The sequence below is a fragment of the Comamonas odontotermitis genome (assembly GCF_014207855.1).
GTDB classification, from domain to species: domain Bacteria; phylum Pseudomonadota; class Gammaproteobacteria; order Burkholderiales; family Burkholderiaceae_C; genus Comamonas; species Comamonas odontotermitis_A.
The window spans coordinates 1-16,207 of sequence record NZ_JACHKZ010000022.1; the positions used below are offsets into that span (position 1 = coordinate 1).

The window sequence follows — 16,207 nt, forward strand, 5'->3', positions numbered from 1 at the left end:
TCGATGCGGATGCGCGCGTAGTTCTCACCATCGCCATGCTCGGTGTAGCCGCCGGGCCATTCGTATTGCTCTCTGCTGTCTTCGCTGTGGCCTGCGGGCTGCTGCTGGCGGGTGTCGAGGATGGCCTTGGGCTTTTCGAAGTCGTAGTCGTCGGCTGCAAAGTTGCCGCTGGCGATGTCTTCGGCATGGACCCAGGCGTCGATGAAGTCTTCGCTGTGGATGTGCGCTGCCCTGTTGTTGGGGTAGTAGGCAATGGTGGTGGGGCCGGTGGGCAAGGGGGCGACAGAGCCGATATCGTCAGCGAGCACCATCTTGTGGCTGCCGTTGCTGTGGGCGAAGAAGTAGAAGATGCCTTCTTCTTCCATGAGGCGGGAGACGAAGTTGAAGTCGCTCTCGCCGTATTGGACGATATAGGTCCACTGCCGGTAGTGGCCCGTTAACCGGTTCTCAATAGAGAAGCCGTATTTGCCGAGCACGTCCTCGATGATGTCGGGGGCCTTTTGGAACTGGAAGATTTTGAAATCAGAGCGGCGTGTGGCATGCCACAGCCAGGGGCGCAATATGCATTCGTAGAGGCTGGAATCCCCGTCTCTGCCGATGTAGGTGAATTGGGTGACCTGGCCGGAGAGAAACCGTTTGCCGCTGCCTGCCGCTTCGGTGGTGAGGTCAATCTCGATGCTGATGTCTTTGCCGAGCAAGGATTTGGCTGAGAGGCTGGGGGAGTCGCTGAGCAGCCGCACTCTGAATTGGAACAGCCGTGATATCTGCTCTGCGCCTTCGAGCGAGCGAAATTCCAGTTGCTCGCCCAGCGGGCTGTGGGCGACAAAGGTGCGGCTTGGCATGTTGGCCCCTGGTTTTTATGGGTGTATGTGCGTTGGTATGGGGCCAGATAATAGGGAGAGGCAACCGGAAATGAGCGACCGATTGTCGGAAGACGTCGATTAGATACACCGCATCCAAGCGGTTGAGGTTTCTCAATACGAAGAAGTAAAAAGCATGGTCAATGCCTAGCGGCATTTGCATGGATGGGAAGTCTCCGTCATGCAACAGCATCTCCGCAGGCGCAAATACGCATCACAAGTGCACGGCGGTGGTAAGGAGCCTGGGCAAGCGCACTAGCGCGCTACGGCATTCCGTGGCAATACCGACATTTACCGACAAAGCGCTTTCTGCTCGCGCACCAGAATAGCGCACATGTCCATGCTTCTCGGTTTCAGAGCTGCCCGTGCCAAGTTTGCCCTCTACGGTCTCGTTGGGGTGGGCGCTGCCATGGCAATGCATGGGCTGGCTGCGGCGCAATCGGCCAAAAGCAGCCGTGCCGCCCCGCCTCCGGTGGCAACCCCTGCGCCACCAGCGCCCCCTTCCTCGGTGATCCTGGAGCTCGCAACCCGCTACAACGCCGAGCGCTACATGGGCCTCTGGTACAAGGCAGGCAAGACCGAGATCCCCAGCAATGAGCTGCGTACACGGGAGCGCTATGAGATGCTGCTGCGCTATGACGGTGCCGTGCGCGTCATCTATACCTACTACCTGCCCCTGTCCAACCAATGGAAGCGGGTCGAGGACTACATGGAGCCGGTAGACAAAAATGGCGGATCCTTCCAAAGCAGCCCCAGGATTGAGCCACCCGTCACTTTCCGCATCAACCGCTTTGGCAACCTGCTGAGCGTGGACTACCGCACGTTTGCCATCGATGCCAACTACCAGTGGGCACTGGTCAAAGGGCCCACGGCGGGATCGTATTTTGTGCTTTCGCGCTCTCCTTCCGTGCCGGAGCCCCTGCGCCGGGCGCTCACACAGTTAGCCAAACGCCACTACCCGGACATGGGCAACCTCGTCTGGTCGGGCCAGGAAAACTGAAAACCGCCATCAAGGCGCAGCTTCTGCTCCGCACGTTTTCTGCGCCACCCATGCAAAAAATGGAGAACGTCACAATTTTCTGCTTCAACACTGCATTTTCAAGCAATTATTCTTCAACATTCAGGCAAACAGCGCCTGCAAGCATTCATTTTTTCCGCATCATCGCAACTAGGGCTCTCCCTGAGTTCAAAAACCGTCATTGCCCGTTAACAGGGGTGTAGACTGCTGCCACTTGCTTGCAACGCTCGACGCTGCAGCTACGACTTTCAACCCACCCTGGCGGAGATACACGAATGAAGAAACTGGCATGGGCGCCTCTGGGCGCAGTGGCATTGGCAATTGCTGCAATCGCGCCGGCGCAGGCCGCCGATCAGAAATCGGTTGCTGTGACTGCCATCGTTGAGCACCCCGCACTGGATGCCGTGCGTGATGGTGTCAAAGCCGCCCTGAAAACCGAAGGCTTCGAAGAAGGCAAGAACCTGAAGTGGCAGTACCAGAGCGCTCAGGGCAATCCTGGCACCGCCGCGCAGATCGCCCGCAAGTTCGTCGGTGACAAGCCCGATGCCATCGTAGCCATTGCCACGCCTTCGGCCCAGGCCGTCGTCGCCGCTACCAAGACTGTGCCCGTCGTATTCTCCGCCGTGACCGATCCGGTTGCCGCCAAGCTGGTACCCAGCTGGGAGCCATCCAAGAACAATGTGACCGGCGTGTCCGACCTGCTGGCTCTGGACAAGCAGATGGAGCTGGTCAAGAAGGTCGTGCCCAATGCCAAGCGCGTAGGCATGGTCTACAACCCGGGCGAGGCCAATTCGGCCGTGGTGGTGAAGGAGCTCAAGGAGCTGCTGCCCAAGTTGGGCATGACCCTGGTGGAAGCCGCAGCGCCACGCTCGGTGGACGTCTCCAGCGCTGCGCGCTCGCTGGTTGGCAAGGTCGATGTGATCTACACCAACACCGACAACAACGTCGTGTCTTCATATGAAGCCCTGGTCAAGGTTGGCCAAGATTCCAAGGTGCCGCTGGTGGCATCGGACACCGACTCCGTCGCACGTGGCGCGGTGGCCGCCATGGGCATCAACTACCGTGACCTGGGCGAGCAGACCGGCCGCATGGTCGCTCGCATCCTCAAGGGCGAAAAGCCTGGCGACATCAAGACCGAAGTCTCGACCAAGATGGAGCTGTTCGTGAACCCCGGCGCTGCGGAGAAGCAAGGCATCAAACTGAGCGACGAGCTGGTCAAGTCGGCCGCCAAGGTGGTTCAGTAATGCCGCATTGCCTGCTGCCGTGCTGACCGTGCAGCGCAGGTGATGACAAGATGCAGCCCCGCCAGAAGCGGGGCTTGTTTTATCTAGCCACCTCTTAGATAAGAAAAATCCATGACCTTATTTTCATTTTTGGGAGCCATCGAGATCGGCCTGATCTTTGCGCTGGTCGCGCTCGGTGTGTTCATCTCCTTTCGCCTGCTGCGATTTCCCGACCTGACGGTGGACGGCAGCTTTCCGCTGGGCGGCGCCGTCTGTGCGGTGATGATCACGAGCGGCTACAGCCCCATCGTCGCCACCATCGGCGCGGCGCTGGCAGGCGCCATCGCTGGTCTGATCACCGGATGGCTCAACGTCAAGCTCAAGATCATGGATCTACTGGCCTCCATCCTGATGATGATTGCGCTGTACTCGGTCAACCTGCGCATCATGGGCGGTCCCAATGTGCCGCTGATCAACGACCCTACCCTCTTCAACCAGCTGCAGCCCTCCGGCATGGAAGACTATGTGTTCCGCCCGCTGCTGCTGATCGTGATCGTGATCCTCGCCAAGCTCGCCATGGACTGGTTCTTCCTCACCGAGCGGGGCCTGGCCATTCGCGCTACTGGCACCAACGCCCGCATGGCACGCGCCCAGGGCGTCAACACCGGCGGCATGATCCTGCTGGGCATGGCCGTATCGAACGCACTCGTGGGCCTGGCTGGCGCGCTGTTTGCCCAGACCCAGGGCGGCGCAGACAGCTCCATGGGCATCGGCACCATCGTGATCGGCCTGGCGGCGGTGATTGTTGGCGAATCCATCCTGCCGTCGCGCAAGCTGATTCTGGCAACGCTGGCCGTGGTGATCGGCGCCATCGTGTACCGATTCTTCATTGCCCTGGCATTGAACAGCGACTTCATCGGCCTGAAGGCCCAGGACTTGAATCTGGTGACCGCGCTGCTCGTGACCGTGGCACTGGTGATACCCCAGCTCAAGCGCAAGCTCAGCAAGAAGCCCTAAGCCCAGAATCGGAGAATAGCCATGCTGAGCGCAAAAGACCTCAAGATCACCTTCAACCCCGGCACGCCCATCGAAACCCGCGCCCTGCGCGGCATGACGCTGGAGATTCCTGCCGGCCAGTTTGTCACCGTCATCGGCTCCAATGGCGCCGGAAAATCAACTTTCCTCAACGCCATCTCGGGCGACCTGATGGTCGACACCGGCAGCATCGTCATCGACGGCGAAGACATGACGCGCAAACCCGTCTGGGACCGCGCCCACAAAGTCGCCCGCGTCTTTCAAGACCCGATGGCGGGCACCTGTGAAGACCTCTCCATTGAAGAGAACATGGCCCTGGCGCACGAGCGCGGCAACTTCCGCGGCCTGTCCAAAGCCGTGAAGAACGCCAACCGCGAGCTCTACCGCGAGCGCCTCGCCACCCTGGGCCTGGGCCTGGAAAACCGCCTGACCGACCGCATCGGCCTGCTCTCGGGCGGCCAACGGCAGGCCGTGAGCCTGTTGATGGCGGCGCTCCAGCCTTCACGCATCCTGCTGCTTGACGAGCACACCGCAGCACTTGACCCGCGCACGGCAGACTTTGTGCTCAACCTCACCGCACGCATCGTGGAAGAAGGCCAGCTCACCACGATGATGGTGACCCACAGCATGCGCCAGGCGCTCGACGTGGGCACCCGCACCGTGATGCTGCACCAGGGCCAGGTGGTTCTGGACGTGAGCGGCGATGAGCGCGCCCGCATGGACGTGCCCGACCTGCTGCAGATGTTCGAGAAGGTGCGCGGCGAAAAACTGGCCGACGATGCCCTGCTGCTGAGCTGACAGGTTTCCCGAGCACCTCGCCGCCTCCAACAAGGCAGCTGGCTTTCACTACCGTGGGCCAGCTGCTTTTTCTATTGCGCCTTCATGGCTCTAGGCATCGCACCTGCTGTGCTGCAAAGGCGCCGTTGGCGATGGGCGAAAAGAGTCGTAGACGCGGCAAACAGTAGACAGCAAATAGCAAACGGGAAACGGCAAACAGCAAGGCAGCCAGCGGGCCTGACTTTTCGTTTAGCGATGATTTTTTAAGTCACAGCCCCCCACACGCAAGCGCTGGCGGCCAGATTCATCCTCAGATGTGGCCTCACCACGCAGGCGTCGTTCAAATTCGTGCAACGCTGCGTTCAAATCGCGCGTCCTCTGCCAGCAAAGGATCTGGCTACAGTTGTGTTTCAGGAAATCACACAGGGCCCGACGCCAAAAACAGGTCGACGGCCAAGTGGTTTTCGTGTTCTGACACCGTGCTCGCCCCTTGGGCCGGCCACTCACTCATACGAAGGAAATCGCAATGGCTAAAGTTCTGGTTCTCTACCATTCCATGTACGGTCACATCGAAACCATGGCCGCCAAGATCGCCGAAGGCGCCAAGAGCGTGGCAGGCACCGAGGTCACCGTCAAGCGCGTGCCCGAGACCATGCCTGCAGAGGCTTTCAAGGCCGCAGGCGGAAAGACGGACCAGGCAGCCCCCGTGGCCTCGCCCGCTGAGCTGGGCGACTATGACGCCATCATCTTTGGCACCCCCACCCGCTTTGGCAACATGAGCGGCCAGATGCGCAGCTTTCTCGACCAGACCGGCGGCCTCTGGGCCAAAGGCGCACTGGCAGGCAAGGTTGGCAGCGTGTTCACCTCCACCGGCACACTGGGCGGCCAGGAAACCACCGTCACCTCATTCTGGAACACGCTGGCCCACCACGGCATGGTGATCGTGCCCGCTGGCTTTGGCCTGCCCTCGCAGTTTGACTTGTCGCAGGTCAAGGGCGGTTCGCCCTACGGTGCTGCCACCCTGGCAGGTGCCGACGGCTCGCGCCAGCCATCTGAGCCCGAGCTGGAGCTGGCCTTTGCCCAGGGCGCCAAGGTTGCCACCCTCGCGGCCAAGATCGCGGCTTAAGCAACGATTGCGCGGCGGCGGGCCCCCTCTTGGCAGGGTGGCCCGCCAGCAAACGCTCAGTCCCAGGCCGGTGCCAGGCCTTCGGGGCTGACTTCCCGGCCATTGCGCTCCAGCGTGGCGATCAGGGCCATGTCCTCGGCGTCCAGCTTCAGGCCGCGGGCCAGCAGGTTGCTGGCCAGGTTTTCGCGCTTGGTTGACGACGGGATCACCGCATACCCCAGCTGCAGCGCCCAGGCCAGCGCCACCTGCGCCACCGTGGCCTGGTGCTTGGCGGCAATGCTGGCCAGCACCGGATCCTTGAGCACCTTGCCGTAAGCCAGGGTCATGTAAGAGGTCACCTGGATGCCCTGCTCCTGAAGAAAAGCCGTCAGCTTGTGGCCCTGCAGATAGGGGCTCAGCTCGATCTGGTTGGTGGCAATTTCGCCCTTGCCCACAGCGGCAATCGCCTGGCGGGTGAGTTCGATGTTGAAGTTGGAGATGCCAATCTGGCGGGTCAGGCCCAGCGCCTTGGCCTCGGCCAGCGCGTCCATGAATTCGGGCAGCTCCACGCCGTTGCCCGGCGCGGGCCAGTGGATCAGCGTCAAATCCACATAGTCGGTGCGCAGCTTTTTCAGGCTTTCACGCAGGCTGGGCACCAGCTTGGCCCTGGCGTAGTTGTCGGTCCAGATCTTGGTGGTCACAAAAAGCTCGGCGCGCGGCACGCCGCTCTCGGCAATCGCCTGGCCAACCTCGGCCTCGTTGCCGTAGATCTGCGCGGTATCGACGGCGCGGTAGCCCACGTCCAGCGCATTGCGCACCGAGTCGATGACGGTCTGGCCGCTCAGGCGGAACGTGCCGACGCCGAAGGAAGGGATATGGTTCATGAAAGGACTCCTCAATCAGGTAAATGGAACGCAGAAACAGGATGCGGCCGTGCCGCAGCTTTGCCGTTGCGCTTGATGGATGACAGTGTGCACGGTTAATATTTGCAGATTAAGCCCCTTATTAACCAATATCTCTTGATAAAAAATCAACAATGAAAACCACCCTTGATGAATTGCAGGCCTTCGCGGCGGTGGTGGACACGGGCTCGATCACCGCCGCCTCCGAGCTGCTGGGGCTGACGATCTCAGCCACCAGCCGCACACTGGGCCGGCTGGAGGAGAAGCTGCAAACCACCCTGCTGCGCCGCACCACGCGCAGGCTGGAGCTGACCGAAGAAGGCGCCGCCTTTTTGCAGCGCGCCCGGGCCATCCTGGCGCTGGTGGACGAAGCCGAAGAACAGATGGCCGCCCGGCGCGTGCGGCCTGCTGGCCGGCTGCGAGTGGACGCGGCTACGCCGTTCATGCTGCATGTGCTGGTGCCGCTGATCGCAGGGTTCAGCATGCGCTACCCCGAGGTGGAGCTGGAGCTGAACTCCAACGAAGGCATCATCGACCTGATCGAAAAACGCACCGATGTGGCGTTCCGCATCGGGGTGCTGAAAGACTCTACGCTGCATGCCCGCCCCATCGGCACCAGCCGCGTGCGGGTGCTCGCAAGCCCCGCTTACCTGGCGCAGCATGGCATGCCAGCCGAACCTGCACAGCTCACCCAGGCGGGCGGGCCGCATACCCTGCTGGGTTTTACCCAGCCTGAGTCGCTCAACGACTGGCCGCTGCGCGATGCGGACGGCAACGCCTTGCGCATCCAGCCTGCGATTACTTCATCGAGCGGAGAAACGCTCAGGCACATGGCACTTGCGGGCCTGGGCGTCGTCAGCCTGTCGGATTTCATGACCCGCGAGGACCGCCGCAACGGCCAGTTGGTGCAGCTGTTTCCAGAGCAAACACTGGATGTGCGCCAATCCATCAACGCCGTCTACTACCGCAATACGGCATTGGCGGCGCGCATCACCTGCTTTGTGGACTACGTGGCCCAGACGCTGGGCCAGCAGGCGTTCGAGGGTTGAGCAGCTACCGCGCGATGCTTGCACATCGAGCGCGGCGCATGGGCCTAGGTGCTGTTGCGCCGTTGCGCCGTTGCGCCGTTGCGCTGTAGCAGCGTTGCACCGCCCCCTGGTGCGGCTTGCTCGGCCCAACCCAGTCGCGCAACCCCTCCGGGTGCGCAGACTTTGAACAACTTCCTAGCCCTGGCGTGCCACGCGAAAGCGAGCGGCCGCCAGCCAGCCCATCGTCAGCGCCAGCAGCAGATACCCCCATGGGCCACCCACGGGAACAGGGTTGGGGGCTGGCTTGCTTCCACCGCCAACGCTGCCACCACCACCACCGCCACCGCTGCCTCCTCCACCATCATCGCCGCCGACCAGCGGATTGACGACTTCCACCTGCGCATTGCCTGCGGCGGGAATGGTGACTGGATTGGCAGAGTAACCCGGCGCGCCCCAGTTGAACCCGACAGGAGGATTGGCTTTGCCAGTTTCTGTGACCGAGCAGGACGCATTGGCGGGAAGCGCGCCAAGGCTGGCCGACGCGGTCTGTCCATTGGCAATGGTTACGCTGAGCTGGTGCACGCCATCCACCCCGCAGTTCAGCGAGAAATCAAACGTGCCATTGACCAAGGCTGCAGCCGCCGTATCTCCGGTGATCCGTTTGGTCAGCGCAATGCCTGCGGTCTGCCGCTGCACGCGGTTGGTCACCGTAAAGCCTGCGTCCTGCGCGCTGATCTCCGGCGCGCCCACCCATGCATAGCCTGCAGGGGCCGCAGGCGGCGTGTCTTCGGTCGCTGTGCAGCTGTCCCCGTCATAGAAGATAACCGGGGCGCTGGTGCCGCTGGTTGCGCCCGCAGGCACGGTGACCGACCAGACCTGCGCAGGTTGCGAACCGCACACCATGGTGCCGGTGAAAGTCAGGGGGCTGGCAAGGCCCGCGGCCATGCCTTCAATCACCTTGGTCACCGTCCGGGGGGTGCTGGTGTTGAAGATCTGCAGATTCACATGGCTTTCGTTCGAGGCCAGGATGGGATCAACCACGCCCGCAGCCACCGTGGCATAGCCGGTATTGGTGTAGGTGCCGGGCTGGTAGCCTGCAGTGGTGTGGATCACGAACCGCACCGCGGCACCATTGCCCAGAGACGCAATGGTGCTGCTGACCGTGCGCGTTGCCGCATCGTAGTTCACCGAAGCACCACAGGCCGCCGGAGCCGTCAGCACGGAGCACGCCGCATCCACGAAAGCCACGCCCTGGGGTAATGGATCGGAGAACAGCACATTCGTGGTATCGGACGGGCCAGCGTTGTAGACATCCACCGAGTACGTCACCATGGCCCCCCGATTGGCCGTGATCGGCGCCACCGATTTGTTGACCGAGACATTCGAGCAGTTGAACTGCGCCATCGTGACAGTGGCCTGGTTGTCGCCGGGTGCCAGCTCATCCGTGCCATCCGGCGGCCCGGCAGAAAATTCATTGACCAGATAGCCCGATGGCCAGTTGCAGGTGCTCTGCGAATAACCATAGGTCAGCGAATAAGTGATCGTCAGCGAACCACCGACGGGCAGTTTTGGTACCACTGTCTGGAAGGGGCCGGAAAAACCGCCGATGCTGCCCGCGTACGGTGCGGGAAAAGCAGATGCGCCAGGGCAGACAGCACCATTAGCAGCCGTGCAATTGACCACCGACGACTGCACATCCAGGCTCGCGCCCAGCTCAAAGGTGATCAGGCGATCGGCGATGGAGGCTCCATCTGCGGGGTTGGGGCCCTTGTTGGTCACCGTTACGGTGTAGGTGACCGGAACGCCTGGCTGGTAAGCGTCCGAGCTCTGCGTCTTGGTGACCGCGAGGTCTGTTTTCGGGCATTCCGGCGTTGCGGGAACGATGATCGGCACCGACGCAAAGTTATTGCTGGTGTTGGAGTCGTCCAGCCCATCTGGCGGGTTGGCGGCAAATTCGTTGTTGAGGCCCCCGAGCGTTCTGCCGCAGGGGACCGGTGCATTGAAGCCCGTCTGCACCTGGTAGACGATGGTCAGGCGGCCATTGACCGGCAAGACCGGCACTTGTGTATTGAACAAGGTGGAGTACGACGCGCTGCCCGACGGATTGAGGAATTCGGAATTCGCGGGGCACACCGCGCCAAAATCCGCCACGCAGCTCTGGAACTGCGCCGCCGCGTCAATGTACGCGGCAGAGCCGCCATGGGTTCGGATGACATCGGAGATGTACGCGCCATCGGCGGCCTCGGGGCCTGCGTTGGTCAGCTCCATGGTGTAGGTCACCAGATCGCCCATCTGCGGGGTGGCGGGCTCCTGGGTCTTGGTCACCTGCAGGTCGGTCTGCCGGCACGGGGGCGTACCCGGCACCTGCAAAATGGCAGACTGCTGGTTGTTGTTGGGGCTGGTGTCATTCATCCCATCGAGCAGCTGGATCGATGCCGTGTTGAACAATTGCCCGGCGGGCCTGCCGCAAGCCGCATTGGGCACCAGGTACGGCGTCATGGTGTAGGTCACTGTGATAGTGCCTCCTGGCGGGAGCGCCGGAATGGTGGCGTTGAACACCGGGCTGTAGCTGCTCTGCCCTGCACGATTGGGAAAACTGGCATTGTCCGGACACTGGGCACCACCCGTTGCCGTGCACTGGTTGAACACCAGATCGGCCGCGATATGGCTGATGAAGCTGTTGGAGAGCGTGTCCCACAGCACGACGCCGTCTGCAGCACCCGGCCCATTGTTGCTGAGCGTGATCGTATAGGTCAGGGGCACGCCGGACTGGTAGGTATCGCTGCTCTGCGTTTTAGTGACAGCCAGGTCCGCTTCGTAGCGCATGGCGGTACTGATGGAGCTGGTGTTCGAATTGGGCAAGGGGTCTGTCACGCCCCCTGGCGGGCTGATGTTGGCCGTATTCGTCAATGTGCTCGGGCCGGTGACGCCAAACTTGCCGCTGATCTCCACCCGCACCTTGCCCAGGTTGGGGAAAGTCGCCAGGGTACCGGCCACCGTGCCATTGACCACCGACAAGTCGGTGGGGCATGCCGCGCCCCCGGTTGCCAACGTGCATGTCGCCTGCACATTGGTGATTCCGGCTGGCAACGGGTCCTGAAAGCTTGCACCATCGGCAGCGTTCGGGCCGTTGTTATCCATTTCCAAAATATATATAAAACCTGTTCCACCTACGCCTGACGAAGGGCCGGACTTGGTAATCTGCACATCAGCGGTCTGCGCCCCTGCATGCAAAGGCGATGCCGCCAATACAATGCCTGCGACAATATATTGGATAGCGGCAAATATAATACTGGAAAATGGTTTTCTTTGTGCCATGGAACTGATCCTTTATATTAATATAAAGGCCTCTCCAAAAAATTAAATGCAAATGCACAAACCATTCATCGTATTCATTCACCAAGAAGTGATTCAAATACCTGGCCTTCAAATGGAAGTGCGCTCCCCAAAGAGTCTCTCTTCGCCTCACGGGGAACACAATTATCCATAGCCATAAGCTTTATTGAAACAATTAAAATTTTATGAATTTTTAAAATAACGTTTGTTTGCAAATAAATGGGAAATTCTTACAAACTGAGCAGGTCTTTATCACATCTTCTGCAGATGTCATAAAAATAATCTATTTCACCTGTAATGAAATAGATTTTCAGGATGCCATTATCGAAGCTTGCTTTCTTATTTAATTTTCAAAAAATAATCTCTCATTCATTTGATATATTCACACCAGAAATTTCTTCTGAAAAATTCGATATAGATATGATGGTATTGACCGATTTACATGGGTTTATCGCCATCACAGAAAATCCATTGATCGCTCCAGGCCCGGCCCGGCTCGCCATGCCATTCGGCTCGCCATGCCATTCTCTTCACACGCCCAGCGGCAGGTCGGCCTTCTTCAGCGTCCGCAGCACAAAGCTCGACTGGCTGTGGCGAATGCCCTTGATCTTGTAGAGCTTCTCTCGCAGCAGGCGCTCATAGTCGCGCGTGTCCTTCACCACCACCCGCAACAGGTAGTCGTATTCACCGGAGACAAGGTGCGCCTCCACCACTTCAGGAATGGTGGCCAGCATTTCGCCAAACTTCTCCAGTGTGTTGTCCGAGTGGCTGTCGAGCGTGACCTGCACCAGTACGGTGTCGCCCAACCCGAGCGCCAGTGGATTGAGGCGCACGGTATAGCCTTCGATCACGCCCGCCTCCTCCAGCTTCTTGATGCGGCCCCAGCAAGGCGAAGGACTCAACCCCACGGCATGGCCTATGTCTTGCAGGCTGGCACGGCTATTGGATTGCAGTACCGCAAGAATTTTTCGATCTAGACGATCAAGCAGCATATTTTTCCACCATTGAAGATTTAAAAGAATTTTCTTCCGAATTTATAAAAATTACCAGACAAAACAGAATTTCTTCCCAGCTATCCGGGCCCATACTTTGGGCATCGAAACACTTTTACCGAAGCCGCTTTCTTGCAGAGCCTGCTTACCGGCAGCCCCTCTCACCGCCCGCCCCCAGGCAGTTACCGCTGCCATGGGGGCGGGTTGTTTTGGGCTGTTGCACAGTGTCTACAGTGCCCTCACCCGTCCCTGCGCTTTCCCTTGGCGTAACAAAACTGTTGCAATTGGGGCCATGCGGCGTCCTGTCCTACACCTGCCGCCCGTGGCATAGTGGCGCCAAATCACAACATGACAACGAAGCAGCTATGTTCAAGCGACTCAATGATCTGTCTGAAAGCCACGGATCCCTGCAGGCCGGCAAGGGGATGGTGACGGGCGTAATCGCCCTCATCCTGGCGGCACTGTGCTTTCTGGGAGTGATGGCCTTTCACTTTCCGCAGTACCTCACGACTCCTGAGCTGCGCCGCAGCTACAACGTAGATGTCATGCGGCAGCTGCTGTTCTGGTGCATGGTGATTGCGGGCGGCCTGTCGGTTGCGCTGATCGTGCTGGGGCGGGTGCGCTGGCTGGCTGCGTCGGCTTTCGGGCTGGTGGCGCTGTCGGCACTGCTGGGCGGCCACAAGGTGCCAGTGGGCGAATTCGCCACCGACACGCCCTATATCGGCCTGGATTGGTTCATCCTCGATCTGCTGGGCAGTTCGCTGATCTTCATCTTCATCGAGAAGCTGTTTGCACTGCGCAAGGACCAGCCGGTCTTCCGCCCCGAGTGGCAGACCGACTTTCACCACTTTCTCGTCAACCACATGGTGGTCGGATTCATCCTGCTGGCCACCAATCTGATGGTGCACAAGCTGTTTGGCTGGGCCGCCAACGACGGTATCCGTGGCTGGGTGGCCAACCTGAACTTCTGGGTCGCGCTGTTCCTGATCATCCTCGTGGCCGATCTGGTGCAGTACTGGACGCACCGCGCCTACCACGAGGTGCCGCTCTTGTGGCGCATTCACGCCGTGCACCACAGCGTCAAGAGCATGGACTGGCTGGCAGGTTCGCGCCAGCACATCCTGGAGCTGCTGATCACCCGCACGCTGGTGCTGGCCCCCATCTATGTGCTGGGCTTTTCCAAGGAGGTGATTGATGCTTACATCATCATCGTTGGCTTCCAGGCCGTCTTCAACCACGCCAATGTGAGCGTGCGCCTGGGGCCGCTGCGCTACGTCATCGTCACGCCCAACTTCCACCACTGGCACCACAGCCAGGACCAGGAAGCGCTGGACAAGAACTATGCAGCCCACTTTGCCTTTCTGGACTACCTGTTTGGCACGGCAGTCAAGAGCGACAAGCTCTGGCCCAAGGACTATGGCGTGCTGGGCGACTATGTGCCCAACGGGTTCTTCAAGCAGCTGAAGTTCCCTTTTACCTGGAAAGGCTGAGCGCCCTCCCCACCATCCCCACAGAGCCTCCTTATCGGAGGCTCTATAATTTTGATAGCTGCTTGTTCTTTACAGTAAAGCGCCAGAGCCACTTTTCTTCATGATCATGTCATCCACCACCGAATTCCGCGCCCAGGCCATGGTGCTGGCCGCAGGCCGGGGCGAGCGCATGCGCCCGCTCACCGATCACACGCCCAAGCCGCTTTTGCCGGTACGCGGCAAACCGCTGATGCAGCACAGCCTGGAGCAACTGGCCGCAGCCGGAGTGGACCGCATCGTCATCAACACCGGCTGGCTGGGCCAGCAGGTGGCGGATGCCTGGCCCGCCAAGGCAGACATGGGCGGGCATGGCGTGCAGATCCGCTATTCGCGCGAAGACCTGGATTTTGGCGGCGGCATCGAAACCACCGGCGGTATCAGCCGTGCGCTGCCGCTGCTCGATGATGCGTTCTGGTTGGTATCGGGCGATGTGTTCATCCCCAGCTTTCCCTTTGACGAAGCGCTGCGCCAGCGCTTTGCCCAATCGGGTGATCTGGCCCACCTGTGGCTGGTGCCCAATGCGCCGCACCACCCCAAGGGGGATTTTGTGCTGACGGAAGATGACCATACCGATGCAGGCCACGCCTATACCGGCCGTGCCGAGACCCCAGCAGCAGACGACACCCGGCCGCGCCTGACCTACTGCTCCGTTGCGCTGCTGAAAAAGGAGCTGTTCGCACCTCCGTTTTGCGATATTCCGCCCGGCAACCCTCATGGCGTGAAGATGCCCCTGGTGCAGCAGCTGCGCGCCGCCATGCAGGCGGGCCGCTGCAGCGCCAGCCGCTACGACGGAGTCTGGGTGGATGTGGGCACGCCCGAGCGCCTGGCGGCCATTGCGGGGTGAAGCCGCCTGCGCCCAGGGCATCGCGCTGGTCTCAGCCGTGACAGCCTTGGTTTGGCGCAATTCACATTTTGGTAACAATTGGGTGGTAAACGCAGCGCGCTCACCGCGCCCCCTTCCCCACCCTTTTGATTGCCATGAAAAAAACCTTGCTGGCCATCGCAGCTGCAGCGGCGCTTTCCCTGACCGTATCGGGCTGCTCCGACAGTAGCGCCGCCTCCATCAGCTACAACGCCACACTCGACCAGGCCTCGCAGGCCGAGAAGGCCGCTGTGATCAAGACCCTGCAGGAGCTGGTCAACATCGAAACCGGCACCAATGACTCCGTCGGCATTCCGCAGATGGGCAACTACCTCGAAGCCCGCCTGCAGGCGCTGGGCGCCACCGTAGTGCGCCACAAGGCAGAGGCTGGCGTGGTGGGCGACAACATCGTCGGCACCTTCCAGGGCAGCGGCACCAAGAGCCTGCTTCTGATGGCGCACATGGACACCGTGTACACGCGCGGCATCCTGGCCACGGCCCCGTTCAAGGTGGAAGGCGACAAGGCCTATGGCGCAGGCATTGCCGATGCCAAGGGCGGCATCGCCGTCATCCTGCACAGCCTGGGCCTGCTCAAGGCGCAGAACTTCAGCAAGTTCAAGACCATCACCGTGATGTTCAACACCGATGAGGAAAAAGGCTCCTTCGGCTCGCGCGACCTGATCCAGAAGCTCGCGGCAGCACACGACTATGTGCTGTCGTACGAACCCTCGGGCCTTGAAGAGGGCTTTGGCACCGCCACCTCGGGCATTGCCTATGTGCAGGCCGTGGTGCACGGCAAGGCATCGCACGCGGGCGTGGCACCAGAGGCAGGTATCAACGCGCTCACCGAAGCATCGGCCCTCGTGCTGCGCACCCAGGATATCCAGGAAAAGTCCAAGGAACGCGGCTTCAACTGGACCACCATGACCGCTGGCGGCACCGCGACCAACATCATCCCCGACAAGGCCGTTGTCAACGCCGACGTGCGCTACGGCAAGAACGAGGATCTGGATTGGATGAAAGGCATGCTGGACAAGGCAGCGGCCGCGCCGCATGTACCTGGCGCCACCATCGACATCAACCTGACCCGCGGCCGCCCGGCCTTCAACGCCACCGACGACGGCGTCAAGCTCATCCAGAAAGCCATCACCATCTATGCCGACGTAGGCGGCAAATCGCAGATGTACACCACGCGCGGCGGTGGCGGCTCTGACGCGGCCTACGCCGCGCTCTCGGGCAAGCCGGTGATCGAAGGCCTGGGCCTGCCCGGTGCCAACTACCACTCCAATCTGGCCGAATACGTGCTGACCGAGCCCATTGCACGCCGCCTGTACCTGTCGGCACAGCTCATCTCCGATCTGGGTCAGGGCATGTAACTGCCCCCTGCACCGTTGCATTCCACCTTCAGGCGCCAGCAGACACTGGCGCCTTTTTCATTCAGCGTGGAGCTACCGCAGGCGGCTGTCCGCCCTGCGACAGCCAGAAGAACAACCGCCTCAGGCAGCAGCGCACCCCAACGCCGTGCTATCAAGCACTTATC

At 60.7% G+C, this 16,207-nt stretch carries 13 protein-coding genes; 9 read left to right on the forward strand and 4 right to left on the reverse strand.

Annotated elements, in window-relative coordinates; translation table 11 throughout:
* On the reverse strand, positions 1 to 842 hold an 842-nt coding region (locus HNP33_RS15370), incomplete at its 3' end, for a type VI secretion system Vgr family protein (protein ID WP_184710102.1).
* A gap of 352 nt (positions 843 to 1,194) precedes the next feature.
* Between HNP33_RS15370 and HNP33_RS15375 the strand changes: the two genes are divergently transcribed.
* From HNP33_RS15375 to wrbA, 5 genes are all read left to right on the forward strand, one after another.
* Entirely contained in the window at positions 1,195 to 1,860 is a 666-nt protein-coding gene (locus HNP33_RS15375; protein ID WP_184710100.1) for a lipocalin family protein, read from the forward strand.
* Positions 1,861 to 2,153: 293 nt separating this feature from the next.
* A complete protein-coding gene (locus HNP33_RS15380) occupies positions 2,154 to 3,122 on the forward strand; it encodes an ABC transporter substrate-binding protein (RefSeq protein WP_184710098.1) in 969 nt (322 codons plus the stop codon).
* Between the two features lie 111 nt (positions 3,123 to 3,233).
* The gene (locus HNP33_RS15385) at positions 3,234 to 4,118 is read left to right on the forward strand and encodes an ABC transporter permease (protein WP_184710096.1); all 885 of its coding nucleotides are present in this window, start codon (positions 3,234 to 3,236) and stop codon (positions 4,116 to 4,118) included.
* Between the two features lie 21 nt (positions 4,119 to 4,139).
* The gene (locus HNP33_RS15390) at positions 4,140 to 4,934 is read left to right on the forward strand and encodes an ABC transporter ATP-binding protein (protein WP_184710094.1); all 795 of its coding nucleotides are present in this window, start codon (positions 4,140 to 4,142) and stop codon (positions 4,932 to 4,934) included.
* A gap of 505 nt (positions 4,935 to 5,439) precedes the next feature.
* Complete coding sequence (gene wrbA, locus HNP33_RS15395; protein WP_184710092.1) at positions 5,440 to 6,039, forward strand: NAD(P)H:quinone oxidoreductase; 600 nt, start codon at positions 5,440 to 5,442, stop codon at positions 6,037 to 6,039.
* Positions 6,040 to 6,095: 56 nt separating this feature from the next.
* On the opposite strand, the gene dkgB is transcribed toward wrbA, so the two are convergent.
* Positions 6,096 to 6,902 carry a 2,5-didehydrogluconate reductase DkgB gene (dkgB, locus tag HNP33_RS15400; RefSeq protein WP_184710090.1) on the reverse strand — a complete coding sequence of 269 codons (807 nt, stop codon included), beginning with the start codon at positions 6,900 to 6,902 and terminating at the stop codon, positions 6,096 to 6,098.
* Between the two features lie 152 nt (positions 6,903 to 7,054).
* Here dkgB and HNP33_RS15405 point away from each other — a divergent pair, with 152 nt between their 5' ends.
* On the forward strand, positions 7,055 to 7,969 hold the full coding sequence (locus HNP33_RS15405) for a LysR family transcriptional regulator (RefSeq protein ID WP_184710088.1): 915 nt from the start codon (positions 7,055 to 7,057) through the stop codon (positions 7,967 to 7,969).
* Between the two features lie 174 nt (positions 7,970 to 8,143).
* On the opposite strand, the gene HNP33_RS15410 is transcribed toward HNP33_RS15405, so the two are convergent.
* Together HNP33_RS15410 and HNP33_RS15415 are read right to left on the reverse strand one after the other, a co-directional pair.
* A complete protein-coding gene (locus tag HNP33_RS15410; RefSeq protein ID WP_233464545.1) occupies positions 8,144 to 11,266 on the reverse strand; it encodes a DUF5979 domain-containing protein in 3,123 nt (1,040 codons plus the stop codon).
* Between the two features lie 548 nt (positions 11,267 to 11,814).
* Positions 11,815 to 12,276, reverse strand: a complete 462-nt coding sequence (locus HNP33_RS15415; RefSeq protein ID WP_184710084.1) for an Lrp/AsnC family transcriptional regulator — start codon at positions 12,274 to 12,276, stop codon at positions 11,815 to 11,817.
* 365 nt (positions 12,277 to 12,641) lie between these two features.
* Here HNP33_RS15415 and HNP33_RS15420 point away from each other — a divergent pair, with 365 nt between their 5' ends.
* The 3 genes from HNP33_RS15420 (at position 12,642) to HNP33_RS15430 (ending at position 16,043) form a co-directional block, all read left to right on the forward strand.
* On the forward strand, positions 12,642 to 13,766 hold the full coding sequence (locus HNP33_RS15420) for a sterol desaturase family protein (RefSeq protein ID WP_184710083.1): 1,125 nt from the start codon (positions 12,642 to 12,644) through the stop codon (positions 13,764 to 13,766).
* Positions 13,767 to 13,872: 106 nt separating this feature from the next.
* A complete protein-coding gene (locus HNP33_RS15425) occupies positions 13,873 to 14,649 on the forward strand; it encodes a nucleotidyltransferase family protein (RefSeq protein WP_233464546.1) in 777 nt (258 codons plus the stop codon).
* 134 nt (positions 14,650 to 14,783) lie between these two features.
* Positions 14,784 to 16,043: a glutamate carboxypeptidase gene (locus tag HNP33_RS15430; protein WP_184710081.1), complete on the forward strand. Its 1,260-nt coding sequence runs from the start codon at positions 14,784 to 14,786 to the stop codon at positions 16,041 to 16,043.
* The last annotated feature ends 164 nt before the right edge of the window (positions 16,044 to 16,207 follow it).